This window comes from Limnohabitans sp. Rim8 (assembly GCF_943326455.1).
Classification (GTDB): Bacteria; Pseudomonadota; Gammaproteobacteria; order Burkholderiales; family Burkholderiaceae_C; genus Limnohabitans_A.
The window spans coordinates 16,950-43,707 of sequence record NZ_CALPTI020000024.1; the positions used below are offsets into that span (position 1 = coordinate 16,950).

Here is a 26,758-nt window from a genome sequence, read left to right on the forward strand (position 1 = left end):
AACGCCGCTTCTAACGGCGGCGTTGGCTTCACTTCCAGCGGATCAGCTCGATGTGCACGCTGCCCTTGTCGCTGCTGAAGGTGACGCTGCCTTCTTGCACGGTGGCTTGCAGTTGCATGCTGCGCTCGGCCAATTTCGCCAGCTCTTGTGAGCCTTCGGTGGGCACGCGCCAGACCTGCAGTTTGTCCAAGCGTGTGAGTTTGGTTTCGATGCCTTTCCACCAAACCTCGGCCGCGTGGTTGAAGCAATACAGCAGCACCTCATCCGCCTTTTGACAGGCCTTCATGATCGGCTTGTCTTCGGGCTGACCCACCTCCATCCACACGCGGGTGCGACCTGTGAAGTCGCGCAAACTGCAATCGGGGTCATCTGGGTCGGACAAGCCGGCCCCAAAAGCCAGCTTGCCGTCCCCATTGCAAACCGCTTGCAGTTTGTAAGCATTGATGGCCAGGGCCAGCAGGCGAATCATCATCCGCTCATCGGTCTCGCTGGGGTGACGCGCCAGCGTGAGCTGGTGGTCTTCGTAACAGCTGTGATCGATGTCAGCGATCGACAGGTTGGCTTTGTAGATGGTGGATTTGAGGGCCATGGTGTCAGACGCGTTTGGCCAGCTCGGCCGCTTTGCCGATGTAGCTGCCCGGCGTCATGGCCAACAGGCGGTCTTTGTCAGCTTGCGGAATGTCGAGCACAGCGATCAAAGCATGCAAGTCGGCGGCCGTCACGGCTTTGCCGCGTGTGGCTTCTTTGAGTTTTTCGTAGGCACCCTGCACGCCATAGCGGCGCATCACGGTTTGGATAGGCTCGGCCAGCACTTCCCAGGCGACATCCAGGTCGGCGGCCAGGGCTTCTTCGTTCAGCTCCAGCTTGTTCAAGCCGGCCATGAGCGAGGCATAGGCCAAGGCGGTGTAACCCAAGCCCACGCCCATGTTGCGCAGCACGGTCGAGTCGGTCAGGTCGCGCTGCCAACGGCTGATGGGCAACTTTTCAGACAGGTGCTTGAGCACGGCATTGGCCAGGCCCAGGTTGCCCTCGGCATTTTCAAAGTCGATCGGGTTGACTTTGTGCGGCATGGTGCTGGAGCCGATTTCACCGGCTTTCAGGCGTTGCTTGAAGTAACCTAGGCTCACATAGCCCCAAATGTCCCGTGACAGGTCGATCAGGATGGTGTTGGTGCGGGCCATGGCATCGAACAACTCGGCCATGTAATCGTGGGGCTCGATCTGGATGCTGTAGGGCTGAAAGCACAGGCCCAGTCCCCAAGCGTCTGAAGCGCTTTCGCCAATCTCAGGGGTTTCCACCACTTGGCGGGCAAAATTTTCCCAGTCGAAGTCGGGCCAGGCAGACAGGTGCGCGTTGTAATTGCCCACAGCGCCGTTCATTTTGCCCATCAGTTGGACGGCAGCGATTTTGTTGCGGCAACCGTTCAGGCGCATCACCACGTTGGCCATCTCCTTGCCCACGGTGGTGGGGCTGGCGGTTTGCCCGTGGGTGCGGCTGAGCATGGGGACGTCGGCAAAAGCGTGCGCCATTTCGCGCAGTTTGGCGATCAGACCATCGAGACCCGGCAGGATCACCTCGGCACGGGCCCCCTTGAGCTGCAGCGCATGGCTGGTGTTGTTGATGTCTTCGCTGGTGCAGGCAAAGTGCACGAATTCAGCCGCTTTTTCCAACTCGGGGCGGTCTTCAAATTTGGATTTGATCCAATATTCAACCGCCTTCACATCGTGGTTGGTGGTCTTTTCAAACGCCTTGATGGCCATGGCGTCTTCTTCGTTGAAGTTCTTGACCAAGCCCGTGAGGTAACGCCGCGCACCGGGCGTGAGGGGCTTGAATTCGGCAAAACCGGCATCCGATAAAGCGATGAACCACGCAATTTCAACCTGAACACGGCGGTGCATGTAGCCTTGCTCACTCATGAGTGGTCGCAGGGCATTGAGTTTGCTGGCGTAACGACCATCCAGCGGTGACAAAGCGGAAACAGGGGTGAAATTCATCCTTTGATTGTAATTCCCGCTGCGTCTTGGACTTGCGCTCGCCCAAATGGGCCAATTGCAAGGAGGGGGGTGGCGTGTTTCACCTAGAATCGGCCATCGTTGACAGGTCCAACCCTCTTATCTTTATGAAACTCATCGGCTCCATTACCAGTCCTTATGTGCGCAAGGTGCGCGTCGTCATGGCCGAGAAGAAGTTGGACTACCAATTCGTCACCGAAGACGTGTGGTCAGCCCAAACCGTAATCCATGCGTCCAATCCGCTGGGCAAAGTGCCCTGCTTGGTGATGGAAGGTGGCGAAGCGGTTTTTGATTCCCGTGTGATCGTGGAGTATTTGGACACTTTGTCACCCGTGGGCAAGCTGATTCCGGTGGCGGGCCGTGAACGGGCTGAGGTCAAAACCTGGGAGGCGCTGGCTGACGGCTTGTTGGATGCGGCCTTGACGGCCCGCATGGAAGCGGTTTGGACTGGACGTGAAGATGCCCAGCGCAGCCAAGCCTGGATTGATCGCCATTTGGACAAAATCCAGCACGCCCTGAAGGCCATGAGCCATGGTTTGGGCGACAAAGCATTTTGTTCTGGCATTCACCTGAGCCTGTCGGACATCGCGGTAGGCTGTGCGGTGGCTTATTTGGACTTCCGTTTTCCTCAAATCGACTGGCGCACGCCTTACCCCAATCTGCACAAGCTTTACGACAAGCTGGCGCAGCGTTCCAGTTTTCAGGAAACCCAGCCGGGCTGATTTGTTTCTTGGCGGTCCGTACTGCGGTGGCCTTGTGTCGGTTGCTGCAAAAACCGGCAGATTGTCCGGTGCGCGTCTGTCCAGACAGGCTCGGCTCTTTATGATGATTCGGATGGGTTGTTCCAACGCCCATTCACATCGTCATGGGGCAGCGAGCTGCCCGTTTTCAGGAGAGTATTTTGCGCATTGCCACCTTTGTCTACAACAACAAACGCCAAGTCGGTCAAGTCTCGGTTGACGGCCTGCAGGTCACGCCTTTTGCCCTGACACAGGCCCAAGCCCAGCATGGCGCCCAAATGTTGATCGACGCCATGGTGGCTGGTCAGCCCTTGCCAGCTTTGACGGCCACCCCTTTGGCCATTTCTTCGGTCAAGCTCGAATCTCCTTTGCCTGTGCCGCGCCGCAATGTCTGGTGTGTGGGCCGCAACTACCACGCCCACGCCAAAGAGCTGCAGGCTTCGGTGTTCAAAGACAGCAACACAGACACCAAGGCTTGGCCCATCGTTTTCACCAAGGTGCCTGAATGCGTGGTGGGTCCCACCGACGATGTGCAGCTGCCCGGTGCTGCGGTGTCTGAGCAAATCGACTATGAAGCCGAGTTGGCGGTGATCATTGGCCAAGGCGGCAAAAACATCAGCCAGGCCGATGCGATGAAACATGTGTTCGGCTACACCGTGGTCAACGACGTGACCGCCCGTGATGTCCAGATGCGCCACCAGCAGTGGGACATGGGCAAGTCTTTTGACACCTTTTGCCCCATGGGTCCGTGGCTCGTGACCGCCGACGACATCGACGGCCGGAAAACCCGTGTGCGCTGCTGGGTCAATGGCGAATTGCGCCAAGACGGCCCGACCGAGAACATGATTTTCGACATCCCCACGTTGATTGAAACCATCTCGCGCGGCATCACGCTTTACCCCGGTGACATCATCGCCACGGGCACGCCTGCCGGTGTGGGCATGGGTTTGAATCCACCCCGTTACATCGCCAAGGGTGATGTGATCCGTGTTGAGATCGATGGCATCGGCCACATCGAAAACCGTTTCGTCTGACACCCATCAGGAGACAAAAAGTGAATTCAAGACAGTGGCTCAAAGTGATGATGGCTGCGGCCATCGCCTGTTCCGGTTGGTCGGCGATGGCGCAAGCCTATCCCACCAAGCCCATCACCATGGTGGTGCCTTTTCCGCCAGGTGGCGTGGCCGATACCGTGGGACGCCCCGTGGCCGAAGCCATGTCGCGCCACCTCAAGCAAAGCATTGTGGTCGAGAACAAAGGCGGTGCAGGGGGTGGCATCGGCATGGCGCAGGTGGCCAAATCCAAAGGGGATGGCTATACGCTTTTGATGTCGCTGTCTTCCTTGGTGGTGTTGCCAGAAGCCGCCCGCATCTTGCAGCAAACCCCGCTCTATGAAACCCGCCAACTCAAGCCCATTGCGCGTTTCACGGCCGACCCCACCGTGCTGGTGGTGCGCGCGGACAGCCCTTGGAAAACCTATGCCGAGTTCATGGCCTATGCCAAGACCAACCCGGGACGCATTTCTTTTGGGTCTTCGGGCAATTACGGCACGATGCACGTGCCCATGGAGCAGTTGAAAGCGGCCACGTCTTCGTTCATGTTGCACGTGCCGTACACCGGCGCAGGCCCTGCGGTCTTGTCTTTGTTGGGAGGCCAAATTGAAGCCTTGTCCACCGGGCCTGCCAGTGTGAAACAACACATTGCCTCTGGCCGTTTGCGTGCATTGGCGCACTGGGGTGAAGGTCGTTTGGCCAGCATGCCCGAAGTGCCCAGTTTCAAGGAGTTGGGTGTACCCATCCAGTATTCGCAATGGTCCGGCATGTTTGTTCCTGCCGACACCCCGCCCGCTGTGGTGGACGCTTTGCGCCAAGCCGCTCGCTTTGCTGCACAAGATGCGCGTGCTGTTGCCGCACTGACCTCTGCGGGCACGTCGTTCATGTACCAAGACGCGCCCGACTTTGAGCGCTTTGTCCAAGCCGACGCCAAAGACATGGGTGCTTTGGTCAAGCGCATTGGCAAAGTGGACTGAAGAGCCCCTTTGGCCTCGCTTTAGCCCATTCTTTCTCATTTGAATTAAACAAGGATTTCCCGTGATCTGGAGTCAAGAGTATTTTGTCAATCGCGAAGACGTTCGCCTGTATGTGTACCGCAAACGTGCCACCGCCCCTGTAGCGGGCGAGGCCGTCAAACCCGTGCTGTTTTTGGTTCATGGCTCGACAGTTTCAGGGCGCAGCACCTATGACCTGCAAGTGCCTGGAGGCCAGGACTATTCGGTCATGGATTACTTTGCAGAACGCGGCTATGACGTTTGGACTGTTGATCATGAGGGCTACGGCCGATCCAGTTGGTCTGGCCGTGGCAACAGCGATGTGCGTACAGGCGCCAAAGACTTGGCTGCGGTTGTTCCATTTGTCTTGCAAACAACAGGCGCAGAAAAAATCAACATTTTTGGTTCATCCTCCGGCGCATTGCGCGCTTGTCTTTACACCGAAGCGCACCCCCAAACTGTGGCGCGCCTGGGTCTTTCGGCCTTGGTTTACACCGGTGCCGGTTCGCCTACCTTGGAGCAGCGCCGCAAAAAACTGCCTGAGTACAGTGCCAGCCCCCGTCGCAAAGTGGATTTGGCTTTTTATGAAGGCATGTTCAACCGTGACAAACCCGGCTCCAGTGAAGACAGCGTGCCCAAGGCGATTGCAGCGGTGGAGTTACCGCTGGTCAGCGAGGTGCCCACCGGCACCTATGTGGACATGTGCGCCAACTTGCCTTTGGCCAAGCCCGAGGCCATTCCCTGTCCTACTTTGGTGATCCGCGGCGAGTTCGACGGCATTGCTGCTGAGCCCGATTTGTTGGACTTCTTCACACGCCTGCCGACCAAAGACAAACAGTTTGTGGTTTTGTCTGGCATTGCGCACAACCCGATGATGGGCGTGGTTCGCAACAAGTTCCACTTTGCACTGGAGAACTTTCTCAAAGCACCTCTTTGAGTGCGCCATCAACCCTATGCGTCAAGGGGCGCAGCAAGAACGCATGAAAGGCCCGCCAAGAGGCTTGATCTGCAATTAAAAATTCCAACAGGAGACAAGCACCATGGCAAACGTTGAATGGTCTGGCGGCCAAGAGCACTGGACCCATAAAGAAGACATCCGCCTTTTTTTGTGGCAGAAAACAGCATCTCCCAAAGTCCCGTATGCGGGCACGATTTTGTTTGTACATGGTTCGTCCATGGCCTCACAACCCACGTTTGATTTGAGTGTGCCCGGACGCCCACACTCGTCCGTGATGGACTGGTTTGCTGAGCGCGGCTTTGACACATGGTGCATGGACAACGAAGGCTATGGTCGTTCGGACAAGCACCGTCCCATCAACTTTGACATCAGCAACGGGGCCGATGATCTGTCTGTGGGTAGCGCCTACATTCTTGAAAAAACAGGCGCCAAGCAACTGCTGGTCTACGGCATTTCTTCGGGCGCCCTGAAGGCCGCCTTGTTTGCGCAAAGGCACCCAGAGCGTGTGGCCAAACTGGCGCTGGACGCTTTTGTTTGGACGGGTCAAGGCAGCCCAACTTTGGCCGAGCGCGCCAAAAAATTACCCGAATTTTTGGCCAAAAACAGCCGCCCCATTGACAGAGCTTTTGTGCACAGCATCTTCAACCGTGACCACGCCGAGTGCGCAGACGACGCCACCAAGGATGCATTTGCCGATGCCATCCTTACCCTGGACTCATCCATGCCCACGGGCACCTATGTGGACATGTGCTCCAAGTTGCCCTTGGTAGACCCCACCCAAGTCAAGGCCGCGACGCTCATCATGCGCGGCGAATACGATGGCATAGCCAGCTTGGACGACCTGATCAATTTCTACAAGTTGCTGCCCTGCACCAACAAGCAATTCAGCATCATGCAAGGCATCTCGCATGCCAGTTTCCAGCAAAAAAACCACCTGATGGTCTACCAAATTTTGCACAGCTTCTTTTCTCAACCGGACCCCATCTACAAAGGTTAAACATGAAAAAGCTATTGAACACTGTGTGTGCCGCTGCCTTATTGGCGCTGTCTTTGGGTGCAGCCCAAGCCCAGACCTACCCCAGCAAGCCGGTCAAAATTGTGGTGCCGTTTGGGCCGGGTGGGTTCACCGATGTCGTGGCCCGAATTCTGGGCGTCAAGTTGAGCGAAAGCTTGGGTCAGCCGGTCGTGATCGAGAACAGGCCTGGAGCGGGCTCGATGATCGGGACTGACCAAGTGGCGAAATCGGCACCCGATGGGCATACCCTGTTGATTGTTTCTTCGACCCATGTCATCAGCCCCTGGATTTACAAAAGCGTCCCCTACGACCCCATCAAGGCATTTGTGCCTGTCACCAAGTTGGTCGATTCGCCTTATGTGTTGTTGACCAACCCCAAGGTGCCAGCCAAAAACGTGCAAGAGTTCATTGCACTGGCCAAAGCGCAGCCTGATGCCATCCACTACGCGTCGTCCGGCAATGGCAGTGCGCAGCACTTGATCGGTGGCTTGTTCGCATCGATGACCAAAACCCAGCTCAAGCACGTGCCTTACCGAAGCAGCAATTTGGCGGCAACCGACTTGGTCGCTGGTGTCGTAGAAAGCAGTTTTGCGGGTGTGCCCAACGCCTTGGCCCAAGTGCCCAATGGCCGCCTCAATGCCTTGGCGGTGACGAGTGCCAAGCGCATACCTCAGCTGCCCAATGTGCCCACCATGCAAGAGGCCGGCGTTGCAGGTTTTGATGCCACCATTTGGTTGGCGCTGTTGGCGCCGGCCGGTACGCCCGCCAGCATCGTTAACCGCTTGAACAGCGACGTCGCCAAAATCATGAATACACCCGAAACACAAAAAGCCATGTTTGATGCGGGCGTTGAAGTCAGTTTGTCTACCCCTGCCGCGATGTCACAACTCATGGTTTCTGAAATGGACAAATGGGGCAAAGTGGTCAAAGAAGCGGGCATCAAGCTGGAGTAAAGCGGGTGTTCTGTGGTTTTTTCGTTGCTGTTTTTTTAATCAATTTTTAGACGACTTGGAGACAAAACATGTTGACCTTGCATCAATCTTTGAAATGGGTGGCCATGGGCTTGGCCTTGTCAGCGGGATGGGCACAAGCGCAAACCTACCCGAACCGACCCGTGAAAATCGTGGTGCCATTTGCAGCTGGTGGGCCAGCCGATAACTACGCCCGGTTTATGGCGCAACGACTGACCGAGGAGCTCAAGCAGTCGTTCGTGATCGACAACAAACCCGGCGCAGGTTCGATCATTGGCACCGACTTGGCTGCCAAGTCGCCGGCCGATGGTTACACCTTGTTGATGATGTCGAACACGCACACCGTCAACGAGTCATTGATCCCCACCAAACCGTTTGCCTTGATGCGCGATTTTGTGGGCATCGCGCCCATCAATTACTCGGCTTTGCTGTTGGTGGCTCACCCCTCTGTGCCAGTCAAAAACGTGGGCGAGTTGGTGGCTTTGGCCAAATCCAGACCCGGCAAGATCAATTACGCCTCGTCTGGCAACGGCACGCCATACCACATGGCTGGCGAGTTGTTCAAGTTCATGGCGGGCATTGACATGACCCATGTGCCCTACAAAGGCAGCTCCGGTGCTCGCACCGACATCGTGGGGGGCCAGGTGGACGTGATGTTCGATGCGGAAACCACCATGGCCACTTTGTCACGCGAAGGCAAGGTCCGCGCCTTGGCCAGCACCGGTCTGAGCCGCTCCAGCAACCTGCCCGATTTGGCAACTGTCCATGAGTCAGGTGTGCCCCGGTTTGAAGCCAGCATTTGGCTCGGCTTGATGGCGCCCAAAGGCACACCCGCCGATGTGGTGAACAGGCTCAATGCCGAAGTGCGCAAGATTGTGAACAACCCCGATGTGAGGGCCGCTTGGGCCAAGCAAGGCGCGGTGCCGATGTCGATGACTGTGTCGGAGTTCGACCAGTATCTGAACGCCGACATTGCCAAGTGGGCCAACATTGTGAAGGTCTCAGGCGCCAAGCCGGACTGACCCATGACCCAGGCTGTGGCTCAAGCCGTGCGATTTCAGCTGAACGGCCGCAGCGTGTCCGTGCAAGCTGAAAGCGGGCAAAGCCTGCTCGACTTATTGCGCAGCACGCTACAGCTCAAAGCCACGCGCATGGGCTGCGGGCAGGGCCAGTGCGGTGCTTGTCGCGTCATGCTGGATGGTCACGCTGTGTCATCCTGTGAAACGCCCTTGTGGGCCGTCGAAGGCAAAGCCGTGATCACGGTGGAAGGCCTGGGCAGTCGCTCGGCACCGCATGCCCTGCAAACCGCCTTCATCGAAGAGCAGGCCATGCAGTGCGGCTTTTGCACCAGCGGTATCTTGATGTCTGCCGCCGCCTTGCTGCAACGCCAGCCTCGTCCCAGCCGACAAGAAATTGTCCAAGCCATTGACGGGCACTTGTGTCGGTGTGGGGCGCACAACCGGGTGGTGCGGGCGATTGAAAAAGCCGCGGTGCGGCTGGCTGCGCCATGACCCCCGAATCCCTCAAAGCGCAACCGCTGCTGCGTCAATGGTTGGCATTGGGTCCGGATGGACGGGTGCAGGCGTTTTCAGGCAAAGTCGATTTGGGGCAAGGCATCTCTCACGCGCTGCGGCTGATCGTGGCCGAAGAATTGCGGCTGCGGCCCGAACAAATCGACATGGTGCCCGCCAGCACCGCGTTCAGTCCTGACGAAGCCGTGACCTCGGGCAGTTTGTCGATTCAGCACTCGGGCACAGCCCTGCGCTGTGCGGCCGCACATTGGCGCGAAGCTTGCCGACAAGTGATGGCGGAGCGACTGGGTGGTTTGGGTGTGGTTTTGCAAGATGTGCGCTGCGAAGGCGGGCTGTTTTACGTATCCTGCCAGCATCCGGATGACGCACCTGAATCCTTGCCTCGGGCCTCTTACGCGGCGTTGTCAAACCCTGCCATGTGGGAGGCTGCGATCGAGCCTTGGCACATTCAGGCGGTGCACGCCGTGCATGACCTGAACAGCGCAGAGTCAGCCCCCTTGCGCCCCGATGTGGCAGCCAAAGTGTTTGGTGAATTTGAATACATTCACGACCGTGTGATGCCGGGCGCGGCACACCCTATGTGCCATGGCCTGGTGTTTCGTCCTGGCACCCTCAGCGCCGAGCTGATCGAGCACGACATCCAAGAGCTGACCCTCGCTTTGCATCGCACCGCTGGCGTTCTGAAAGTCGTGCGTGACGGTTTGTTGTTGGGCGTGTTGGCCGAGACCGAATACGCTTTGAGCCAGATCGCCAGAAAGATTGAAGAAGATGTTGCGCTTGGGAAGCTTTGGCGCTGCGATGCAGAAGTGCCAGACCCCTTGGAACTTGCAAGCTGGCTGAAAACCCAAGCACTGGACACCACAGTCGTGGCCGATACGGCCAGCAAATCCGACACGAATGCAAATGTTGATTCGGGCAGGAGCCCAGCCAGTCACCTGCGCGTGGTCGCCGAGTTTGAAAGGCCGTTTTTGCAGCACGCGTCCATTGGTTTGTGCTGCGCCTTGGCGCAATGGAAGGAACAATCGTTGGAGGTCTGGACCCACTGTCAAGGCATTTACAACCTGCGTCGTGATTTGGCCTTGGCTTTTGATCAGCCTGCTGAACAGGTGCAGGTTACGCATGTCGAAGGTGCTGGATGTTATGGCCACAATGGCGCAGATGACGTGGCTTGGGATGCCGCATGGCTGGCGCGGCAAGTGCCTGGTCGCCCTGTGCGGGTTCAGTGGACGCGTCAAGCCGAGCTGGGCCACGCCCCTTTGGCCCCAGCCATGTCGGTGCGCATCGAAGCGGCTGTGAACAAAGACGGACAGTTGAGCCATTGGACGCAAACCGTGTGGGGCCAAGGCCATGGCACAAGGCCTGGCCGAGGCCAAACACCTGCTTTGCTCGGTGCATGGCAGACCGCCTGCCCCGCGCCTGTGACTTTGGCTGTGAATGCTGCCATGGCAGCCGGAGGCGGATCAGAGCGAAACGCCCAGCCGCCCTATAACATCCCTTTGGTCAAAGTCATCAACCACCGAGTGCTGAGCATGCCTTTTCGCGTCTCGGCCATGCGGGCTTTGGGCGCTCCTGTCAACGTGTTGGCCGCAGAGTCGGTCATGGACGAATTGGCGCAAGGGCTGCAGCAAGACCCATTGGCGTTTCGCCTGGCGCACTTGCAAGGTGCAGAGCACGCCCGTGCTGCAGCTGTGTTGCAAAAAGCAGCCGATATGGCGGGTTGGTCAAGGCCTGCGCATACAGACCGCCCCGAAGGCTGGGGTAGGGGCTTGGCCTATGCGCGTTATAAAAACACGGGTGCGTTTTGCGCTGTGGTGGTCGAATTGGTGGTGGCCGAAAAAGTCAAGTTGCACAAAATTTGGATCGCCGCCGATGTGGGCCATGTGGTGGATGCGGATGGTGCCATCAACCAGCTCGAAGGTGGCGCGCTGCAAGCCACCAGTTGGGCGCTGTGCGAAGCTGCGCAACTGAGCCCCCAAGGCATCGCATCGAACGACTGGACCCGCTACCCGATTTTGAAATTCAGCGACATGCCCGAAGTCTCGGTCAACTTGATGCCTGATGAAAGCCATGCCTCGCTGGGTGCTGGCGAATGCAGTGCCGGACCGACTTGCGCGGCCATCGCCAACGCCATCTTTGATGCCATTGGCGTGCGCGTGCGCAGCATGCCTTTTACGCCCGATAACCTGATGCGTGCCATCGACAACGGTGCACCGCCACAAGCTTCAACCTTTCCTTGAACTGAGAGAACAACATGCATGTATTGAGTGGCGGCGCTGCCGCAGCCGTGGTCCAGGGCGTTCAGGCCGAATTTGAAAAAATCTCTGGCAGCCGCATCAACGGTACCTTCAGCGCGGTGGGCATGATGCGTGACAAACTGCTGGGCGGTGCGCCCTGCGATGTGGTCATCCTCACCAAGCCTTTGATTGAGCAGTTGATCGCTTCGGGCCATGTGGTGCCAGGCAGCGCACGGTCCCTTGGCTTGGTCAAAACAGGCGTCGCCGTGCGCAGTGGCGCAGCACATCCCAGTGTCAAAACACGAGAAGCGTTGCATGCCGCCATGAGCGCGGCCCAAGGCATTTATTTCCCCGACCCGGAGAAAGCCACGGCGGGCATCCATTTCATGAACGTGCTCAAAGCACTGGGCTTGAATGAAAGCCTGCAAAGCCGTTTTCGCGTGTTCCCCAATGGCGCAACCGCCATGGCAGCGATGGCCCAAAGCCAAGAACCTGGACTGATTGGTTGTACGCAAGTGACGGAAATCAACTACACCGAAGGCGTGGACCTGATCGACGTGCTGCCCAGCGAGTTTGAGCTCAGCACCGATTACACCTTGGGCATTTGCACCGGATCTCACAACCCAGCGCAAGCGCAAGTGTTGTCCGATTTGTTGAGTGGCAGCGCATCCGAAGCGGTGCGCAGACAAGGTGGCTTTGAATTTTGATGCCACTGGCCTTTGGCCAGGGCTCAGGTGTTGGCGCGTTTTTTGAGCCAACGCATCAGGCCGCCCACCACTGGTAGTTTTTCATACAGCTCTTCGGCTGCGTCCCAGTAGTCTCGGTGCAAAGTGACCAAGCCTTGCGCGTTGAACACCACGTGACTGGCGCCCCGAACGGCTTGCAGGGTTTGGGTGTCAAATCGTTTGAAGTGAAAGCGAAACTCCCACGTCAAAAAGGCTTGATCCCCATCCACCACCTGGTGCGTGACGACAAAGTGGGGCTTGTCCAGGGCCACGTACATGTGCCGAAAAATGCCCTCGATGGCGGGCAAGCCTTGGACCTCATTGAACGGGTCTTTGAAGCTGGCATCAGCAGCGTAAATCTCGCCCAAGCGCGAAATGCTTTGCGGCGTCAGCGTTTCAAAAAATTCGGCCAGGTTTTGCGTGGCTTGTCGGGTGTCCATGGTCGGCTTTCAATTCGGATTCACAGCCCGGTGAACTTGCGCACCAGCGGAAAGTACAAACGGTAGGGCAGCAAGCGCAGCAACTTGAGCCACAGCGTGAAGCGTTTGGGAAAGTGGATGTCGAACTGTCCTTGGGCCCAGCCCTTGAGCATGTCTTGGGCTGCTTGCTCTGGGCTGATCAAGGCGGGCATGGTGAATTGGTTTTGCGCCGTGAGTGGCGTGGCCACAAAGCCAGGGTTGACCACGCTCACGCCAATGCCCTGGTCTTGCAAGTCCATGTACAGGGTCTCGGCCAAATGCGTGAGGGCCGCTTTGGTGGGGCCATAGGCCAAACCGTTGGGCAGCCCGCGCCAACCGGCCACGCTGCTGAGCAAACTGATGTGACCGCTTTGGCGTGCCAGCATGCCGGGCAGCACCGCACTGAGAACTTGCAAAGCGCCTTGGTAATTGACCTTGTCGTGTTGCAACAAGTCGTCCAGATCGATGGCTGTGGCGCGTTGGGCGCGGTAATAGCCTGCCGCATAAACCACCAGGTCCAGCGGCCCTTCGGCTTGCAGGGCTTGGGCGGTGGCTTGCACTTGCTCTGGGTCGCTCACATCGAGCGCACGCCATTGCACGTGCGCATCTTGGGCGGCCCAGTCCAGCACAGCTTGTGGGTTGCGTGCCGAGACGATCACGTGGGCACCCGCCGTGCGCAGTGCTTGGGCACAAGCCAGGCCAATGCCGGTGGAGGCGCCGACCAACCAGACTCGGCGACCTTGCCAATCGGTCATGGGGGTGTTCAGTTGCAGCCAGCTGCGTGGCGTGGGTTGGGTGTTCGATGGTGCGACACCCGTGGTTTGCGGACCGACTTTGGGTATGGCCGTGTTGGTCTGCAGCGAGGCATTCGTCAGCACCGCGCCCATGGCGTTCAGTCCCGTGTTGGAGGGGTTGGGGTTCATGCGCATCAACCCGGCTTGGCCGCCAAAGGCGTGCGCCGCGTGAAAGACAGAGTGACCTCGCCCAGTTTCACGCCCCATTTGCTCATGGTGGCTTTGTTGAGCATGACGCGGTCGTCCATCAAGAACATCCAGTCGTCAAAATCGACGTTCCACACCCGACCATCGACGGGCAATGCCAAGGTATAGCCCCAGCGAAACGCGTTGCCGCTGACTTGGCCCCGGGCCTCGCCCACCACATCGTCGGCACTGCCCGTGTAAGAGCCGTTGGGTCCGGCTTTGAGCCGCCAGATGCGGCGCTGCGTCGTGCCGTCCGAATACACAAAGGCTTCGTCCAGCACGCCTTCGTCGCCATTCCAGCTGCAATCCATGACCACGGTGAAGCGTTTGACCACTTGGCCGCTGCGGTCGGTGAACACACCCCAAGCGTCGATGGTGCCGGTGAAATAAGTGCGCAAATCCAGGACGGGCTTTTCCTGGGCGTAGTTTTGCACTTGGGGCCCGGCGCAGCTGGCCAAAAAGGGCGTGCTCGCCACCATGGACAAAGCGCCCAAGCGAGTCAAAGCTGTGCGGCGGTGGATCATGGCGTTTGGATGGCGCATGGAGGACTCCCGTTGTCTACATTCAAAGCGGCTCATGCCGAAGGGTGGGCCCGTGCGGGCCCCAAAATCAAATCAGGCTGGCGCATCAGGCTGGCGTACAAAGCCAAGCCGGCCAACAACTTGAGCACGCAAGGCAGCAAGCCATAGGCCAGGCCCAGCGCCATCACAGCATCGGCATCTTGCTGGCCTGGCGCATAGCCCCACAGGCCCAGCAAAGGCAGCGACAGCCCGGCGGCCAAAGCCAAATTGAGCTTGGTGGCCAGATTCCACCAGCCCATGAAAGCGCCATCAGTGCGGCCGCGCTCGCCGCAGCGGTCGATCAATTGGTTGAGCAAAGCCCCGGGGACTGTGAGGTCTGCGCCCAGCGCCATGCCCGACAAGGCACACACCACCAAAAACCCGGTGGTGTCGCCCGCACCCAGCGTGATGACACTCACAAAAGCCAGCACCGACAAAGTCATGCCGGTGGCCCAAGTGCGCAGCAGACCGATGCGGTCAATCACCTTGAGCCACAGCGGAAACGACAGTGCCCCGGCGGCAAAATACAAACCCAGAAACAAAGGCTCCATGGCCTTGGGTGCTTGCAACAGGTCTTGCACAAAAAACAGCACCAGCGTGGCGGGCACGGCGCTGGCCAGCCCATTGAGCATGAACACCAACAACAGACGCCGAAAACCGGCGTGCTTCCAAGGCTGCCAAAGGCTGCTGGCTTCATGGCGGGTTGCCACCGTGGCTATCGCGGGTTCAGCGTTTTGGGCGGTGCGCTGCCAAGTGATCAAACCCAGCGCCAGCATCACGACCAGCAATAGGGTGGTCAGCTCCCAGCCCCAAATCGCGGGCAGAGCCGACGCCAGCAACACACCCACCAAAGCAAAACCTTCGCGCCAAGCCACCCAGCGGCTTTGCGCAATACCGCCGCCGCCTTGCCGCGCTGCCCAAGCTTGGTGCAAGATGCCCAAGCCGCTGTAGGCCAAGTGGCTGAGCGTCAAGGCGCAGCCCACCCACCACAACAAGCCTGCAGACGACAAAGACGCTGCTGGCGGGAAAAACAGCGCTGCAAAGCCCAGCGCCACCACCGTGGCCAGCAGCAAGGCCGCGATCCACACCGCCTGCCAAGAGTGGCGGTACAAACGGTCGCCAAAGCGGCCCAGCCAAGGGTCCACCACCGCATCGATGCTGCGGCTCAGCAAGAGCACCGCGCCCAGTGCCGCCAGAGGCACGCCGTACTGCTGGGCATACAGGTTGGGCAAATGCACATACACCGGCAAAGCCACAAACGCCAAAGGCAAGCCCAGCAAGCCATAGGCTGCCGAGGTCTTGCGCTGCACAGCGCTGGGGTTCAACGGGGCCATGTCATTCATGGTTGCAGGCCTTGCAACAGTTGCGCACGCATCTTGGGCTCAGAGGTGCGTTCGTCGAGCCATATGCCAAAAAACAAACGCGCGAAATTGACGTCCTTGACGGCGCCAACGCGTTGGCCATTGACCCAAAATTCGGCCCCTTCACCGGGCAGATTGACGCCTGTGATGCGTTCTCCTGCGCTCACGTTGGGAAAGATCTCGCGCATGGCCGCCAGCCAAGCTTGCGCTTGTGCATCGGTGAAGCTGCCCACGCGCCGCATCTCGTCAATCGAACGGCTGGCAATGGCCGAGCCCTCCAGTTTGCGCAGGTATTGCAGCTCCAGAGCAAAGGCTTGTTGCATGGCCTGACTGTGCCGAAAACCACGGGGTGTCCACAACCTGGCGTCGTACACCTCAAACCCCCAGACCCGCAAGCGCACCGGCGCGGTGGGTACCACACCGCCCAAGCCCGCCAATTCGGGGCGGCTGAAGGCGGCGTTGGGGCTGGCCACGCTGGTGCTTTGCGCTTGAGCTGCGCCCAACAAGCCACCCCACAAGACCAGGAAAAAACCGTGTCGCCAGCCTTGCTGCAGCAGCCAGGACATGGCGCGGGTTGTCATTGAGGTGTGCATGGGTTTTAGCCGGGTTTGGCCAAGGTGAACTGCACCACGTCGATGTTGGCTTCATCGAACGCGGCTTCGCAATACGCCAGATAAAAGGACCACAAGCGGATGAAGCGGTCGTCAAATTTCAGTGTGCGCACGGTGTCCAGTTGGGACATGAAGCTCTCGCGCCAGCGGCGCAGGGTCTCGGCGTAATCGGGGCCGAAGTTCAGCTCGTCCACCACCTGCAGCCCCGCCGCTTGCGCTTGCTTGCGGAACTCGCTCGGGCTGGGCAAGCAGCCCCCTGGAAAGATGTACTGTTGGATGAAGTCGGTCGATTGCAAGTAGCGCTCAAAAAAGCGGTCGTCGATCGTGATGCTTTGCACGCAGGCACGGCCACCGGGCTTGAGCATGCGGCTGATGGTTTGAAAATAAGTCGGCCAGTATTCCTGCCCCACCGCCTCGATCATCTCGATCGAGCACACCGCGTCGTACGGTCCGTCGTGGATGTCACGGTAGTCTTGCAGGCGCAAATCGGCGCGCTGCTGCACACCCTGCGATTGCATGCGGGCATTGGCAAAAGCCAGCTGCTCGGTGGACAAGGTCACACCTGTGATGTGGGCTCCAAACTCGGTGGTGGCGGCCTCGGCCAATGCGCCCCAGCCGCAGCCGATCTCCAGCACGCGGTCGCCGGGCTTGGCATTCACCATGCGCAGGGCGCGGCGCACCTTGGCTTTTTGGGCGTCGGCCATGTCTTGGCTGTGGTCGCCTTCGAACCAGGCCGACGAGTAGTTCATCGTGCCGTCCAGCCACAGCTCGTAAAACGCATTGCCCAGGTCGTAATGGGCGTGGATGTTTTTGCGGCTGTTGCTGCGGTTGTTGCGGTTGAGCAAGTGCTTGATGCGGTAGAACAAGCGCCCCAACCAGTGGCCATAAATCGCGCTCTCGATGTGGTCGCGGTTGGCAATGGTCAGGCGAAGCAAGGCGGCCAAATCGGGCGTGGTCCAGTCGCCGGCCATGTAGCCCTCGGCAAAACCAATGTCACCCGATTTCAGCACCTCGGCGCACATCTCCCAACGGTGGATATGCAAGGCGGCAAAAGGGGCCTCGTGCGTGCCAAAGACCTGGAGGTTGCCGTCGGGTGCGTGCACCGTGAGCGTGCCAATCTTCAGGCGCGTCAAAAGACTCAACAAGCGTGCAGCGGCTTTGGGCAGGCTGGCATGCGAAATGGTGGTGGTGCGGTGGCCCAAGGCTTGGGCGTGGTCGGCAGTCTTCATGGAGGGTGGCATCCGGTGGGTTCCAGTGTTCATCGGGTCACAAAATCACGGGGCGGCTCGGGCTTGCGCCAAAACGGTACTTTTTTCAGCCACAGCAAAAGCGCGTGCCAGTGGATGCGGGCCACCACGCCAAAGGTCAGCAGCGGAAAACGCCACATCACCCGGCGCAAAGCAGCTGCCGTAGCGGGCTCGAGCACGCCGCTCCAGCTGGTGTCTATCAAGGGGCCGTCGGCGTCGCCATGGTCCACACGCGCGACGATGCGGTCTTGGCCGTTGTGTTGCGTGCGCATGAATCGAAAGCGGTACTCGCCTTGCACATCGCAAAAGGGTGAGACATGGAACACCTTGTGGGCCAGCATGGTTTGGCCGTATTGCGGCTCGGGCAACAGGTAACAGTGGCGTTCACCAAAGGTGTTGTTCACCTCGGCCACGATGGCGGCCAAGCTGCCATCGGCGCGGTGCGCATACCAAAAGCTCACGGGCTTGAAGGCATGGCCCAGCACGCGGGGAAAAGCCTGCAGCCAGACCTCGCCTGTGGCGTCCTCGATGCCTTCTTTGTTCAACAAAGCATCGAGCCAAGCCAAGGCTCCGCCCGTCTCGGCCGGGCGACCATCACCGTGGTCGGCATCGTGAAAGGCAAACCAGGCACGGCGGTTGATGGCCAATGCCGTGGGGCAACATCCGGTTTGCACACTGCGCATGGGCAGCATCAAAAATGCTGTGGTGTAAGCGAAAGCATGGTGTGCCGGGCGGTGGCGCGTGTGGCGCACCTGGCCCCAGCCGATGAGCGCGGTGTGGGCATGGACTGGAGTGGGTGTCATGCGGCCAGTCTGTCCTGAACAGGGCTGGCCTGTTCGTGGATCAGTTTGAGCAAAGCGCGGCCCACTTGCAGGCCCGATTTCAGGCCGTCTTCGTGAAAGCCATAACCCGTCCATGCCCCGGCATACCAGCTGTGCTGTTGGCCTTGCAGCAAGGGCAAGCGCTTTTGCGCCTCGATGGCGGCCAAATCAAACACAGGGTGGGCGTAATCGTATTCGCCCACGATGGTGGCCGGATCGATGTCGTGCAAAGGGTTGAGAGAGACCACCACGGGTTGCGCAAACGGGATGCGTTGCAAACGGTTGAGCAGGTAATGCAGGCACACCCTTGAAGACTCGCGCTCGCTGCTGGCGGCGCGTTCGTAATTCCACGCGGCCCAGGTCTTGGGGTTGGCGGGCAGCACGCTGGCGTCAGTGTGCAACACGGCACGGTTGTCCTGGTAGCGAATGGCCCCCAGCAGGCTGCGTTCTTCACCAGACGCCTCACGCAGCATGCTCAACGCTTGGTCGGTGTGGGTGGCGATGACCACTTGGTCAAAACGCTCTGCATGGCCGTCGGTGATGACGCGCACGCCTTGTGCGTCGCGTTCGATCAAGCGCACGGGGGTGTTCAGGCGCTTGTCGTGCACACCCGCCAAAATTTTCTCGACGTAGTGGCGGGCACCGCCCACCACGCTGAACCACTGCGGGCGGTTGGTCACCTGAATCAGGCCATGGTTGTGGCAAAACCGGATCATGGTCGCCACCGGGAATTGCAGCATCTGGTCGGTTGGACAACTCCAGATGCAGCCCAGCATGGGCAAGAAATACCAATCGCGAAACGGCTCGCTGAATTGGTGCGTACGCAAAAAATCCGACAGTGGCTGCTGCAGCTCTTTTTCGCGCTGTTCTTTGGCGATGCGGGTGCACAGGGCGTTGAAGCGCACCACATCCAGCAACATGCGCCAAAAACGCGGGTTGACCAAGTTGCTGCGCTGCGCGAACACGCTGTTCAGATCGGTGCCGCTCCACTCCAGGGTTTTGCCGTTCAGAGCGCCCGGCACCTTGACCGAAAACGACATGTCGGACGGCGCAGTCTCGACATTCAATTCAGCAAACAAGTTGATCAGGTTGGGGTAGGTGCGCTCGTTGAACACCAAAAAACCCGTGTCCACGCCGTGCGTGACCGTGCCTTGCGGTGTGGGCAGCGTGATGTCCACCGTGTGGGTGTGGCCGCCAAAATAGTCTCCCGCCTCGAACACGGTGATGTCGGCTTGGTCTTTCAGGGTGTGGGCCACGGCCAGGCCGGAAATGCCCGAGCCCACAATCGCCAGTTTCATGCGTGGCTTCGCTGTGGGGCTCATGGCTTGGCCTTCAGGGCTTTGTCGATAGCCGACACCAAGGTCTTGCTCTCAGGGCCGGTCATGCTGCTGTACTGTTCAATCACCTTGCCATCACGGCCGATCAGGTATTTGTGAAAGTTCCAGCGGGGTTTTTGGCCGGTTTGTACGCTCAGCTGTTTGAAAAAGGGAGCCGCGCCATCGCCCGTCACTTGGGTTTTGGTGAACATCGGGAACTTGACGCCAAAGGTGCTTTCACAAAACGCGGCGATGTCTTTGTTGCTGCCTTTTTCTTGTGAAAAGTCATTGGATGGAAAGCCCAGCACCACCAAGCCCTGGTCTTTGTATTGGGTGTTCAGGTTTTCAAGTCCCTTGTACTGGGAGGTGAAACCGCAAAAACTGGCGGTGTTGACCACCAACACCACTTTGCCTGCGTATTGGCACAGCGATTGGGGCTTTTCATCTTGGAGCCGGTCAAACGTGTGGTTCAAGAGGGCAGGGCACGCGACTTTGTCAGGGCTTGAGGTGGTGTTGGGGCTGGCCAAAGCGGCTTCCATGCCCAGACCCAGCACGGCGGCCACCAGCGCCAGCAAGAGATTGCCACCCCATTGTTTGACCCATGAGTGATTCATTTGCACTTTTAATTCCATTTTGTGACTGATCAGTTTAAACTTGTTTGGCCCTATTGTCACGCCAGCCCTTTGCGATTGGAAAAATGAATGCCCAAACCCTCTGGTTTTAAGGGAAACAAACAGGATTTGCCGCAAAAACCCTGTGTGGTTTGCGGCCGCGCCATGAGCTGGCGCAAAAGCTGGGCCAAAAACTGGGACAAGGTGCTGTACTGCAGCGACCGATGCCGGGCCGACAAACCCAAGAACTCCAACGCGGGTCCCACTCCAGCGACCCCCACCCTCACACCCACACCCTCACCGCGCAAGAAAGTCTCTGCATGACACGCCACCTGATCTTGGTGTTGGGTGACCAGCTCGGATGGGACAACCCGGCTTTGGCCGACTTTGACCCCAACCAAGACCGCTTGTTGATGATCGAAGCGGACAGCGAAGCCGACGAAGTCTGGAACCATAAAGCGCGAATTGCTATTTTTTTGTCGGGCATGCGGCACTTTGCCAACGAAGCGCACCGCCGCAAAATGCCCTTTACTTATATGAAGGTCGACGACAAGGCCTTGCCCGCTGACTTTGCCGGTCGCTTGGCCCATGCCTTGCAAGAGCACCGCCCCCAAGCCCTGGTGGTCATGGAAGCCGGGGCTTGGCGCATGGAACGGCTCATCGAAGATGCCGCCGATCACGCCCAAGTGCTGCTGCGCTGGGTGAACGACACCCACTTTATGTGCAGCCGCGCCGAGTTTGCCAAGTGGGCGGGCGACAAGAAAGAGCTGCGCCTAGAGTTCTTTTACCGCGAGATGCGCAAACGGCACGGCATCTTGATGGAAGGGAAAGAACCCATTGGAGGCCAATGGAACTTTGATGCCGAGAACCGCAAAGGTTTTGGTGCCAAAGGCCCGGGCACCGTGCCGCCACCCGCTCGCTTTGCGCCCGACAGCGTCACGCAAGACGTGATCGACTTGGTCAACACACGCTTTGCCCAGCACCCCGGCACGCTTGACCATTTCGCTTGGGCCGTGACCCGCGAAGACGCGCTCGTGGCACTGCAGCACTTTGTGGACCAGCGCCTCGAAAACTTTGGCGCGTGGCAAGACGCCATGTGGACCACGCTGCCTTTTGGCTGGCACGCGCTGGTGGGCAGCAGCTTGAACCTGCATTTGCTCCACCCGCGTGAGGTGATTGCCGCGGCCGAGCAGGCTTATCATGCACGCGGCTTGCCGCTGGCCAGCGTCGAGGGCTTCATCCGCCAGGTGCTGGGTTGGCGCGAGTTCATTCGAGGGGTGTACTGGCTGGACATGCCGCACATGGCCGAGGCCAACCACTACGGCCACACCCGCGATTTGCCCAAGTGGTATTGGACGGGCAACACCCACATGGCCTGCATGCAGGCCACCATTGGGCAAAGCCTGCAGCATGGTTATGCGCACCACATCCAGCGCCTCATGGTCACCGGGCAGTTTGCGGTGCTGGCGGGTTTGTCGCCGCAGCAGGTCAGTGCTTGGTACCGCGCCATGTATGTGGACGCGGTGGAGTGGGTGGAAACGCCCAACACCTTAGGCATGGCCCTGCACGCCAACGGCGGGCGCTTCACCAGCAAACCCTATGTGGCCAGCGGTCAGTACGTCAGCCGCATGAGCAACTACTGCAAAGGCTGTCGTTACCAACCCGAAGTGCGTACCGGCCCCAACGCCTGCCCCATGACCACGTTGTACTGGGACTTTTTGATCCGCCATGAAAAAGACTTTTCAGGCAACCCGCGCACCGCCCTCATGGTCAAGCATGTGGGCAAGATGAGCGAAGACGATAAGGCGCAAATTCGGCAACAGGCCGATGCCACCCGCGAAGGTCTGGACGGCGTGTGAGGCTCAGACCCCGCGTGCCCGGTCCGTTTTGAACTGCGCCCGGAAAGCGGAGAACTGACCCGCTTCCAGCGAGGCGCGCACTTCGCTCATCAGGTTCAGGTAATAGTGCAGGTTGTGGATGGTGGTCAGCATGGGGCCGAGCATCTCGCCGCAGCGGTCCAGGTGGTGCATGTAAGCGCGGCTAAAACCCTCGCGCCCACCCTGGTCCCAAGACACACCGGATGTTCCGGCACACGCATGGCAGGTGCAGCTGGTGTCCAGGGGCTGGGGGTCATTTTTGTGGCGTGCATTGCGCAGCTTCAGGTCGCCAAAGCGGGTGAACACCGTGCCGTTGCGGGCGTTGCGGGTGGGCATCACGCAGTCGAACATGTCCACGCCATCGGCCACACCTTGCACCAAATCCTCGGGCGTGCCCACGCCCATCAGGTAGCGCGGTTTGTTCGCAGGCAGTCGGTGTGGCGTGTGCGCCATGATCTGCAGCATCAGGTCTTTGGGCTCGCCCACGCTCACGCCGCCAATCGCGTAGCCGGGAAAGTCCATCTCCACCAGCGCATCCAGCGATTCCTGCCGCAGGTTCTCGAACATGCCGCCTTGCACGATGCCAAACAGCGCGTTGGGGTTTTCCAGGCGCGCGAACTCGTCTTTGGAGCGCACCGCCCAGCGGCGGCTCATCTCCATCGACTTGCGTGCTTCGGCTTCGGTGGTGAGGTGGCCCTTGGTCTCGTAAGGTGTGCACTCGTCGAGTTGCATCACGATGTCCGAGTTCAGGATGGTCTGGATCTGCATGCTCACCTCGGGCGACATGAAGAGCTTGTCGCCGTTCACGGGGCTGGCAAAGGTCACGCCCTCTTCGGTGATCTTGCGCATCTCGCCGAGCGACCAGACCTGAAACCCTCCCGAGTCGGTCAGGATGGGTTTGTCCCATTTTTCAAACTGGTGCAGGCCGCCAAAGCCTTGCATGATGTCCAGTCCGGGCCGCATCCACAGGTGGAAGGTGTTGCCCAAAATGATCTGCGCACCCATCTCGTGCAGGCTGCGCGGCATCACGCCCTTGACCGTGCCATAGGTCCCCACGGGCATGAAGATGGGGGTTTGCACCACGCCATGGTTCAGGGTCAGCGTGCCGCGGCGGGCGTGGCTGGCGGGGTCGGTTTTGAGCAGGTCGAATTGGAGCATGTAAGGCCTAAAGCTGAGGCCTGAATTGTAGGAGCTCACCCTGTGCGCGATTCTGCAAAAAACTCAGGCCATTTGTTCTGCGCTGCTTTTGCCGCCATCGCCAAAGCATTGCGCCACCAGCTCTCGTAACCACTGGTGCCCCGGGTCTTTGTGCAGGCGGGCGTGCCAGAACTGGTGAATGGCACTGCCATCCACGGTCAAAGGCAGGGCGCGGCTAATCAGTGCAAACGGGCGGGTCACACGCTGCGCAAAGCGCTCAGGCACTGTGGCGATCAGGTCGGAGTGGCTGAGCACATCCCCCAAAGCCACGTAGTGCGGCACCGTCAGGCGGATGCGCCTTGGCAAGCCCTGTCGCTCCAGCGCTTCGCTGATGGCCTCGTCGATCCGTCCGTGCCCTGTGCCCGCAGCGATCACCCGCACATGGCTGGCAGCGGCAAAGTCGGCGAGTGCCAAACTGGGCGCATGGGCCAGCGGATGGCCTTCGCGCATCAGGCAGACATAGGGCTGGCGAAACAGCGCTTGCTGGAAGAAGCCCGCTTGCAACTGCGGCAGCAAGCCCAGCGCCAAGTCGGTGCGGCCCGTGGCCATGTCATCGCCCAGGCTGGCGCTGGTCACGGCCACCACGTTCAGTGTCACGCCGGGCGCGTTTTGGGACAGCGCGTCCATCAGCACCGGCAGGAAATACATCTCGCCCACGTCGGTCATGGCCAAGCTGAAGCGGCGCGCGCTGGTGGCCGGGTCAAACGAGGCGCGCACCTGCAGTGCTTGCTGCAGGCCGTCGAGCGCGGTGGCCACAGGTTCGGCCAGCTGCAAGGCATAGGGCGTGGGCACCATGCCGCCTTGGGTGCGCAAAAACAGGGGGTCGTCCAGGTTGGTGCGCAAACGGCCCAAGGCGCTGCTCACGGCCGGCTGGCTCATGCCCAGCACCGTGGCCACCGCCGAGACGCGCTTTTCGCGCAGCAGGTGGTGAAACACCAGCAGCAGGTTCAGGTCGAGGCGGGCGAGGTCCATGGTGTCTTTGTTATTTGAAATTCGAATAGTGATTATCTTTGAATTTCGATTTACGAAATTCATGGGTTTGCGCATGATCCGCATCAAGAATTTCGAGGAGTCTCCATGCGCGAACAAGCCATTCACTGGGAAACGCCCGGCACCAGCCGCGTTCCGTTTGCCGTGTACACCGACGAAGACCGGCACAAAAAGGAGCTGGAGCGCTTCTTCTACAAAAGCCATTGGAGCTATGTGGGCCTGGAGGCCGAGGTTCCCAACCCCGGAGACTTCAAGCGCACGGTGGTGGGCGAGCGCTCGGTCATCATGACGCGCGCCACCGACGGGCAGATCCATGTGGTCGAGAACGTCTGCGCCCACCGGGGCATGCAGTTTTGCCGCGAGCGTCATGGCAACAAAAAAGAGTTTGTTTGCCCTTATCACCAGTGGAGCTACAGCCTCCAAGGCGATTTGCAGGGCGTGCCGTTTCGGCGTGGCGTGCGGCAAGACGGCAAGGTCAATGGCGGCATGCCGTCTGACTTTGACCCCAAAGACCACGGCCTCACAGCCTTGAAAGTCACTACACGCGGGGGTGTGGTGTTCGCTTCGTTCGACCATGGTGTGGAGTCGTTCGAAGACTTCATGGGGCCCACCATCCTGAAATACTTCGACCGTCTGTTCAACGGCCGCCAGCTGGTGGTGTTGGGCTACAACCGCCAGCGTATTCCGGGCAACTGGAAGCTGATGCAGGAAAACATCAAAGACCCGTATCACCCCGGCTTGCTGCACACTTGGTTTGTGACTTTTGGCCTTTGGCGTGCCGACAACAAGAGCGAGCTGCGCATGGACGCGCATCACCGCCACGCGGCCATGATCTCGACCCGGGGCAGCGCGGGCCAGGCCACGGGGCAGGCGTCGCAAGTCACACAAGTGAGCAGCTTCAAAGAAAGCATGCAGCTGCACGACGCCAGCTTTCTGGACATCGTGCCCGAGGGCTGGTGGCAAATGGAAGACCAGATGCCCACGGCGGTGATGATGACGCTGTTCCCCAGCGTGATCTTTCAGCAGCAGGTCAACAGCGTGTCCACACGTCACATCCAGCCCGACGGGCATGGGGCGTTTGACTTTGTCTGGACGCACTTTGGCTTTGAAGACGACACGCCCGAGATGACCGAGCGCCGCCTGCGCCAGTCCAACCTGTTTGGCCCGGCCGGCTTTGTGAGCGCGGACGATGGCGAGGTGATCGAGTTTTCGCAGCAAGCCTTCGAGACCAAACCTGAGCACCGTATGCTGGTGGAGCTGGGCGGGCGCGATGTGGGCGAGACGGACCACATGGTGACCGAAACGCTCATTCGAGGCATGTACGAATACTGGCGCAAAGTGATGGAGGCATGAACCCCATGAGCACGATCCCCATGGTGAACTTTGAAACCCACATGGCCCTCGGCCGCCTGTACGCCGATTACGCCTTGGCCGTGGACAGCGGGCAGTGGGACTTGTGGCCGGAATTTTTCACCGAGCAATGCGTGTACAAACTCATCCCACGTGAGAACCACGAGCGCGGCTTTCCGCTTTGCACCCTGTCGTTCACCAGCCAAGGCATGTTGAAAGACCGGGTGTATGGCATCCAAGAAACGCTGTACCACGACCCGTATTACCAGCGCCATGTGGTGGGCGCGCCGGTGGTTCGCCGTGTGGAGGGCGAGCGCATCCACGCCGAAGCCAACTACGCCGTGTTTCGCACCAAACTCGACAAAGCCAGCACCGTGTTCAATGTGGGCCGCTACATCGACACCATCGTGCCAACGCCCGAAGGCCTGAAGTTTGCTGAGCGCCTGTGCGTGTACGACAGCGAAATGATCCCCAACGCCATCATTTACCCGATATGACCATGACAAACTGGACCGACGTGGCCGCCGAGGCCGATTTGTTTGAAGGCGCAGGCATCGCCGTCGCCCCCGAGGGCCAAGACATCGCGCTGTTCAGCTTGGATGGCGAAGTCTTTGCCATCAACAACCTGTGTACCCATGGCAACGCCAAGCTGTGTGACGGCTTTGTCGAAGGCGACCATGTGGAATGCCCCTTTCATCAGGCCCAGTTCAGCCTGCGTGACGGTTCGGTGGCCTGCGGCCCGGCGACCGAGCCGGCCAAGACTTGGCCGGTCAAGGTGGAAGGTGGGCGGGTGTTTCTTCAGCTGGGCTGATGCCAATTGAGAGCCATTTTCATCAGTGGAAATCGTCTTCTCGCTGATGTCGCAATGCGAGGACGGTCACCGTGTGAGCGTCTTCAATTTCAAAAAGTGCCAGATACCCAGATGCTCCAAACGAAATGATGAGCTCTCTGAGCATAGGGCCGTGTGCACCATCGGCTGCTTTGCGACAAGAAAAAGGCGATTTGCGTAAAAAATCTAGACCGTTTTCAATGGCTTGCAATGCCCGTTCAGCAGTATGGGTGTCAAATTCCAAGAGATACTCATAAAGCCTGTTCAGATCAGATTGGGCTTTTGCAGTAAAGCGAACTTGAAACTCATCCATGAT

General features: G+C 59.3%; 29 protein-coding genes. 15 read left to right on the plus strand and 14 right to left on the minus strand.

Annotated features, from left to right (window positions below; translation table 11 throughout):
- Positions 1–28 precede the first annotated feature (28 nt).
- Positions 29–589 carry a YaeQ family protein gene (locus tag Q1M54_RS13825; protein ID WP_300558282.1) on the minus strand — a complete coding sequence of 187 codons (561 nt, stop codon included), beginning with the start codon at positions 587–589 and terminating at the stop codon, positions 29–31.
- 4 nt (positions 590–593) lie between these two features.
- On the minus strand, positions 594–1,994 hold the full coding sequence (gene purB / locus Q1M54_RS13830; RefSeq protein WP_300558285.1) for an adenylosuccinate lyase: 1,401 nt from the start codon (positions 1,992–1,994) through the stop codon (positions 594–596).
- Positions 1,995–2,119: 125 nt separating this feature from the next.
- Between purB and Q1M54_RS13835 the strand changes: the two genes are divergently transcribed.
- From Q1M54_RS13835 to Q1M54_RS13880, 10 genes are all read left to right on the plus strand, one after another.
- Positions 2,120–2,734 (plus strand): glutathione S-transferase N-terminal domain-containing protein, encoded by a 615-nt coding sequence (locus Q1M54_RS13835; protein ID WP_300558288.1) that lies wholly within the window; start codon positions 2,120–2,122, stop codon positions 2,732–2,734.
- Between the two features lie 179 nt (positions 2,735–2,913).
- On the plus strand, positions 2,914–3,786 hold the full coding sequence (locus tag Q1M54_RS13840) for a fumarylacetoacetate hydrolase family protein (RefSeq protein WP_300558291.1): 873 nt from the start codon (positions 2,914–2,916) through the stop codon (positions 3,784–3,786).
- 20 nt (positions 3,787–3,806) lie between these two features.
- Positions 3,807–4,781: a tripartite tricarboxylate transporter substrate binding protein gene (locus Q1M54_RS13845; RefSeq protein WP_300558294.1), complete on the plus strand. Its 975-nt coding sequence runs from the start codon at positions 3,807–3,809 to the stop codon at positions 4,779–4,781.
- 61 nt (positions 4,782–4,842) lie between these two features.
- Complete coding sequence (locus Q1M54_RS13850) at positions 4,843–5,736, plus strand: alpha/beta hydrolase (RefSeq protein WP_300558297.1); 894 nt, start codon at positions 4,843–4,845, stop codon at positions 5,734–5,736.
- A gap of 103 nt (positions 5,737–5,839) precedes the next feature.
- On the plus strand, positions 5,840–6,754 hold the full coding sequence (locus Q1M54_RS13855; protein WP_300558300.1) for an alpha/beta fold hydrolase: 915 nt from the start codon (positions 5,840–5,842) through the stop codon (positions 6,752–6,754).
- Positions 6,755–6,756: 2 nt separating this feature from the next.
- Entirely contained in the window at positions 6,757–7,725 is a 969-nt protein-coding gene (locus tag Q1M54_RS13860; RefSeq protein WP_300558302.1) for a tripartite tricarboxylate transporter substrate binding protein, read from the plus strand.
- 68 nt (positions 7,726–7,793) lie between these two features.
- Positions 7,794–8,765, plus strand: coding sequence for a tripartite tricarboxylate transporter substrate binding protein (locus Q1M54_RS13865; protein WP_300558305.1), 972 nt, complete (start codon positions 7,794–7,796; stop codon positions 8,763–8,765).
- A 3-nt stretch (positions 8,766–8,768) separates the two neighbouring features.
- A complete protein-coding gene (locus Q1M54_RS13870) occupies positions 8,769–9,254 on the plus strand; it encodes a (2Fe-2S)-binding protein (RefSeq protein WP_300558308.1) in 486 nt (161 codons plus the stop codon).
- Positions 9,251–11,512, plus strand: coding sequence for a molybdopterin cofactor-binding domain-containing protein (locus tag Q1M54_RS13875; RefSeq protein ID WP_300558311.1), 2,262 nt, complete (start codon positions 9,251–9,253; stop codon positions 11,510–11,512). The genes Q1M54_RS13870 and Q1M54_RS13875 overlap by 4 nt, the downstream gene beginning before the upstream one ends.
- 14 nt (positions 11,513–11,526) lie before the next feature.
- A complete protein-coding gene (locus tag Q1M54_RS13880; RefSeq protein ID WP_300558314.1) occupies positions 11,527–12,216 on the plus strand; it encodes a substrate-binding domain-containing protein in 690 nt (229 codons plus the stop codon).
- A gap of 23 nt (positions 12,217–12,239) precedes the next feature.
- Here the strand turns inward: Q1M54_RS13880 and Q1M54_RS13885 are convergent, their stop codons facing one another.
- The 9 genes from Q1M54_RS13885 to Q1M54_RS13925 all read right to left on the minus strand — a co-directional run bounded on the left by Q1M54_RS13885 (position 12,240) and on the right by Q1M54_RS13925 (position 20,202).
- Positions 12,240–12,674: a nuclear transport factor 2 family protein gene (locus Q1M54_RS13885; protein ID WP_300558317.1), complete on the minus strand. Its 435-nt coding sequence runs from the start codon at positions 12,672–12,674 to the stop codon at positions 12,240–12,242.
- A 20-nt stretch (positions 12,675–12,694) separates the two neighbouring features.
- Positions 12,695–13,465: an SDR family NAD(P)-dependent oxidoreductase gene (locus Q1M54_RS13890; protein ID WP_300558385.1), complete on the minus strand. Its 771-nt coding sequence runs from the start codon at positions 13,463–13,465 to the stop codon at positions 12,695–12,697.
- 155 nt (positions 13,466–13,620) lie between these two features.
- Positions 13,621–14,214: a DUF3833 domain-containing protein gene (locus tag Q1M54_RS13895; protein WP_300558320.1), complete on the minus strand. Its 594-nt coding sequence runs from the start codon at positions 14,212–14,214 to the stop codon at positions 13,621–13,623.
- Between the two features lie 32 nt (positions 14,215–14,246).
- Positions 14,247–15,575 (minus strand): MFS transporter, encoded by a 1,329-nt coding sequence (locus Q1M54_RS13900; protein ID WP_300558323.1) that lies wholly within the window; start codon positions 15,573–15,575, stop codon positions 14,247–14,249.
- The gene (locus Q1M54_RS13905; protein ID WP_300558326.1) at positions 15,572–16,186 is read right to left on the minus strand and encodes a chalcone isomerase family protein; all 615 of its coding nucleotides are present in this window, start codon (positions 16,184–16,186) and stop codon (positions 15,572–15,574) included. Before Q1M54_RS13905 ends, Q1M54_RS13900 begins: the two co-directional genes overlap by 4 nt.
- Before the next feature lie 5 nt (positions 16,187–16,191).
- The gene (locus Q1M54_RS13910) at positions 16,192–17,433 is read right to left on the minus strand and encodes a cyclopropane-fatty-acyl-phospholipid synthase family protein (protein ID WP_300558329.1); all 1,242 of its coding nucleotides are present in this window, start codon (positions 17,431–17,433) and stop codon (positions 16,192–16,194) included.
- Between the two features lie 29 nt (positions 17,434–17,462).
- Positions 17,463–18,254: a DUF1365 domain-containing protein gene (locus tag Q1M54_RS13915; RefSeq protein WP_300558332.1), complete on the minus strand. Its 792-nt coding sequence runs from the start codon at positions 18,252–18,254 to the stop codon at positions 17,463–17,465.
- Positions 18,251–19,570, minus strand: coding sequence for an FAD-dependent oxidoreductase (locus Q1M54_RS13920; RefSeq protein ID WP_300558388.1), 1,320 nt, complete (start codon positions 19,568–19,570; stop codon positions 18,251–18,253). The genes Q1M54_RS13915 and Q1M54_RS13920 overlap by 4 nt, the downstream gene beginning before the upstream one ends.
- A gap of 20 nt (positions 19,571–19,590) precedes the next feature.
- Entirely contained in the window at positions 19,591–20,202 is a 612-nt protein-coding gene (locus Q1M54_RS13925; RefSeq protein ID WP_300558335.1) for a glutathione peroxidase, read from the minus strand.
- Positions 20,203–20,289: 87 nt separating this feature from the next.
- Between Q1M54_RS13925 and Q1M54_RS13930 the strand changes: the two genes are divergently transcribed.
- The gene (locus tag Q1M54_RS13930) at positions 20,290–20,523 is read left to right on the plus strand and encodes a DUF2256 domain-containing protein (RefSeq protein ID WP_300558337.1); all 234 of its coding nucleotides are present in this window, start codon (positions 20,290–20,292) and stop codon (positions 20,521–20,523) included.
- Complete coding sequence (locus tag Q1M54_RS13935; RefSeq protein WP_300558340.1) at positions 20,520–22,058, plus strand: cryptochrome/photolyase family protein; 1,539 nt, start codon at positions 20,520–20,522, stop codon at positions 22,056–22,058. Before Q1M54_RS13930 ends, Q1M54_RS13935 begins: the two co-directional genes overlap by 4 nt.
- Positions 22,059–22,061: 3 nt before the next feature.
- Here Q1M54_RS13935 and tgt read toward each other — a convergent pair whose 3' ends face one another.
- Positions 22,062–23,234, minus strand: coding sequence for a tRNA guanosine(34) transglycosylase Tgt (gene tgt, locus Q1M54_RS13940; RefSeq protein ID WP_300558343.1), 1,173 nt, complete (start codon positions 23,232–23,234; stop codon positions 22,062–22,064).
- A gap of 63 nt (positions 23,235–23,297) precedes the next feature.
- The gene (locus Q1M54_RS13945; RefSeq protein WP_300558346.1) at positions 23,298–24,245 is read right to left on the minus strand and encodes a LysR family transcriptional regulator; all 948 of its coding nucleotides are present in this window, start codon (positions 24,243–24,245) and stop codon (positions 23,298–23,300) included.
- 105 nt (positions 24,246–24,350) lie between these two features.
- Between Q1M54_RS13945 and Q1M54_RS13950 the strand changes: the two genes are divergently transcribed.
- The 3 genes from Q1M54_RS13950 to Q1M54_RS13960 are packed head-to-tail and all read left to right on the plus strand — an operon-like array spanning position 24,351 to position 26,424.
- Positions 24,351–25,616, plus strand: a complete 1,266-nt coding sequence (locus tag Q1M54_RS13950; RefSeq protein WP_300558349.1) for an aromatic ring-hydroxylating dioxygenase subunit alpha — start codon at positions 24,351–24,353, stop codon at positions 25,614–25,616.
- 5 nt (positions 25,617–25,621) lie between these two features.
- Complete coding sequence (locus Q1M54_RS13955) at positions 25,622–26,110, plus strand: aromatic-ring-hydroxylating dioxygenase subunit beta (protein ID WP_300558352.1); 489 nt, start codon at positions 25,622–25,624, stop codon at positions 26,108–26,110.
- Positions 26,107–26,424: a non-heme iron oxygenase ferredoxin subunit gene (locus Q1M54_RS13960; protein WP_300558355.1), complete on the plus strand. Its 318-nt coding sequence runs from the start codon at positions 26,107–26,109 to the stop codon at positions 26,422–26,424. The genes Q1M54_RS13955 and Q1M54_RS13960 overlap by 4 nt, the downstream gene beginning before the upstream one ends.
- 22 nt (positions 26,425–26,446) lie before the next feature.
- Here Q1M54_RS13960 and Q1M54_RS13965 read toward each other — a convergent pair whose 3' ends face one another.
- On the minus strand, positions 26,447–26,755 hold the full coding sequence (locus Q1M54_RS13965; protein ID WP_300558358.1) for a type II toxin-antitoxin system RelE/ParE family toxin: 309 nt from the start codon (positions 26,753–26,755) through the stop codon (positions 26,447–26,449).
- Positions 26,756–26,758: the final 3 nt, after the last annotated feature.

Excerpts from the sequence above, each read along its gene's own strand:
- Q1M54_RS13825 (WP_300558282.1), bottom strand. The coding sequence starts at position 589 with ATGGCCCTCAAATCCACCATCTACAAAGCCAACCTGTCGATCGCTGAC.
- purB (WP_300558285.1), bottom strand. The coding sequence starts at position 1,994 with ATGAATTTCACCCCTGTTTCCGCTTTGTCACCGCTGGATGGTCGTTAC.
- Q1M54_RS13835 (WP_300558288.1), top strand. The coding sequence starts at position 2,120 with ATGAAACTCATCGGCTCCATTACCAGTCCTTATGTGCGCAAGGTGCGC.
- Q1M54_RS13855 (WP_300558300.1), top strand. The coding sequence starts at position 5,840 with ATGGCAAACGTTGAATGGTCTGGCGGCCAAGAGCACTGGACCCATAAA.
- Q1M54_RS13860 (WP_300558302.1), top strand. The coding sequence starts at position 6,757 with ATGAAAAAGCTATTGAACACTGTGTGTGCCGCTGCCTTATTGGCGCTG.
- Q1M54_RS13865 (WP_300558305.1), top strand. The coding sequence starts at position 7,794 with ATGTTGACCTTGCATCAATCTTTGAAATGGGTGGCCATGGGCTTGGCC.
- Q1M54_RS13870 (WP_300558308.1), top strand. The coding sequence starts at position 8,769 with ATGACCCAGGCTGTGGCTCAAGCCGTGCGATTTCAGCTGAACGGCCGC.
- Q1M54_RS13875 (WP_300558311.1), top strand. The coding sequence starts at position 9,251 with ATGACCCCCGAATCCCTCAAAGCGCAACCGCTGCTGCGTCAATGGTTG.
- Q1M54_RS13880 (WP_300558314.1), top strand. The coding sequence starts at position 11,527 with ATGCATGTATTGAGTGGCGGCGCTGCCGCAGCCGTGGTCCAGGGCGTT.
- Q1M54_RS13885 (WP_300558317.1), bottom strand. The coding sequence starts at position 12,674 with ATGGACACCCGACAAGCCACGCAAAACCTGGCCGAATTTTTTGAAACG.
- Q1M54_RS13895 (WP_300558320.1), bottom strand. The coding sequence starts at position 14,214 with ATGCGCCATCCAAACGCCATGATCCACCGCCGCACAGCTTTGACTCGC.
- Q1M54_RS13900 (WP_300558323.1), bottom strand. The coding sequence starts at position 15,575 with ATGAATGACATGGCCCCGTTGAACCCCAGCGCTGTGCAGCGCAAGACC.
- Q1M54_RS13905 (WP_300558326.1), bottom strand. The coding sequence starts at position 16,186 with ATGCACACCTCAATGACAACCCGCGCCATGTCCTGGCTGCTGCAGCAA.
- Q1M54_RS13910 (WP_300558329.1), bottom strand. The coding sequence starts at position 17,433 with ATGAAGACTGCCGACCACGCCCAAGCCTTGGGCCACCGCACCACCACC.
- Q1M54_RS13915 (WP_300558332.1), bottom strand. The coding sequence starts at position 18,254 with ATGACACCCACTCCAGTCCATGCCCACACCGCGCTCATCGGCTGGGGC.
- Q1M54_RS13920 (WP_300558388.1), bottom strand. The coding sequence starts at position 19,570 with ATGAAACTGGCGATTGTGGGCTCGGGCATTTCCGGCCTGGCCGTGGCC.
- Q1M54_RS13925 (WP_300558335.1), bottom strand. The coding sequence starts at position 20,202 with ATGAATCACTCATGGGTCAAACAATGGGGTGGCAATCTCTTGCTGGCG.
- Q1M54_RS13930 (WP_300558337.1), top strand. The coding sequence starts at position 20,290 with ATGCCCAAACCCTCTGGTTTTAAGGGAAACAAACAGGATTTGCCGCAA.
- Q1M54_RS13935 (WP_300558340.1), top strand. The coding sequence starts at position 20,520 with ATGACACGCCACCTGATCTTGGTGTTGGGTGACCAGCTCGGATGGGAC.
- tgt (WP_300558343.1), bottom strand. The coding sequence starts at position 23,234 with ATGCTCCAATTCGACCTGCTCAAAACCGACCCCGCCAGCCACGCCCGC.
- Q1M54_RS13945 (WP_300558346.1), bottom strand. The coding sequence starts at position 24,245 with ATGGACCTCGCCCGCCTCGACCTGAACCTGCTGCTGGTGTTTCACCAC.
- Q1M54_RS13950 (WP_300558349.1), top strand. The coding sequence starts at position 24,351 with ATGCGCGAACAAGCCATTCACTGGGAAACGCCCGGCACCAGCCGCGTT.
- Q1M54_RS13955 (WP_300558352.1), top strand. The coding sequence starts at position 25,622 with ATGAGCACGATCCCCATGGTGAACTTTGAAACCCACATGGCCCTCGGC.
- Q1M54_RS13960 (WP_300558355.1), top strand. The coding sequence starts at position 26,107 with ATGACCATGACAAACTGGACCGACGTGGCCGCCGAGGCCGATTTGTTT.
- Q1M54_RS13965 (WP_300558358.1), bottom strand. The coding sequence starts at position 26,755 with ATGGATGAGTTTCAAGTTCGCTTTACTGCAAAAGCCCAATCTGATCTG.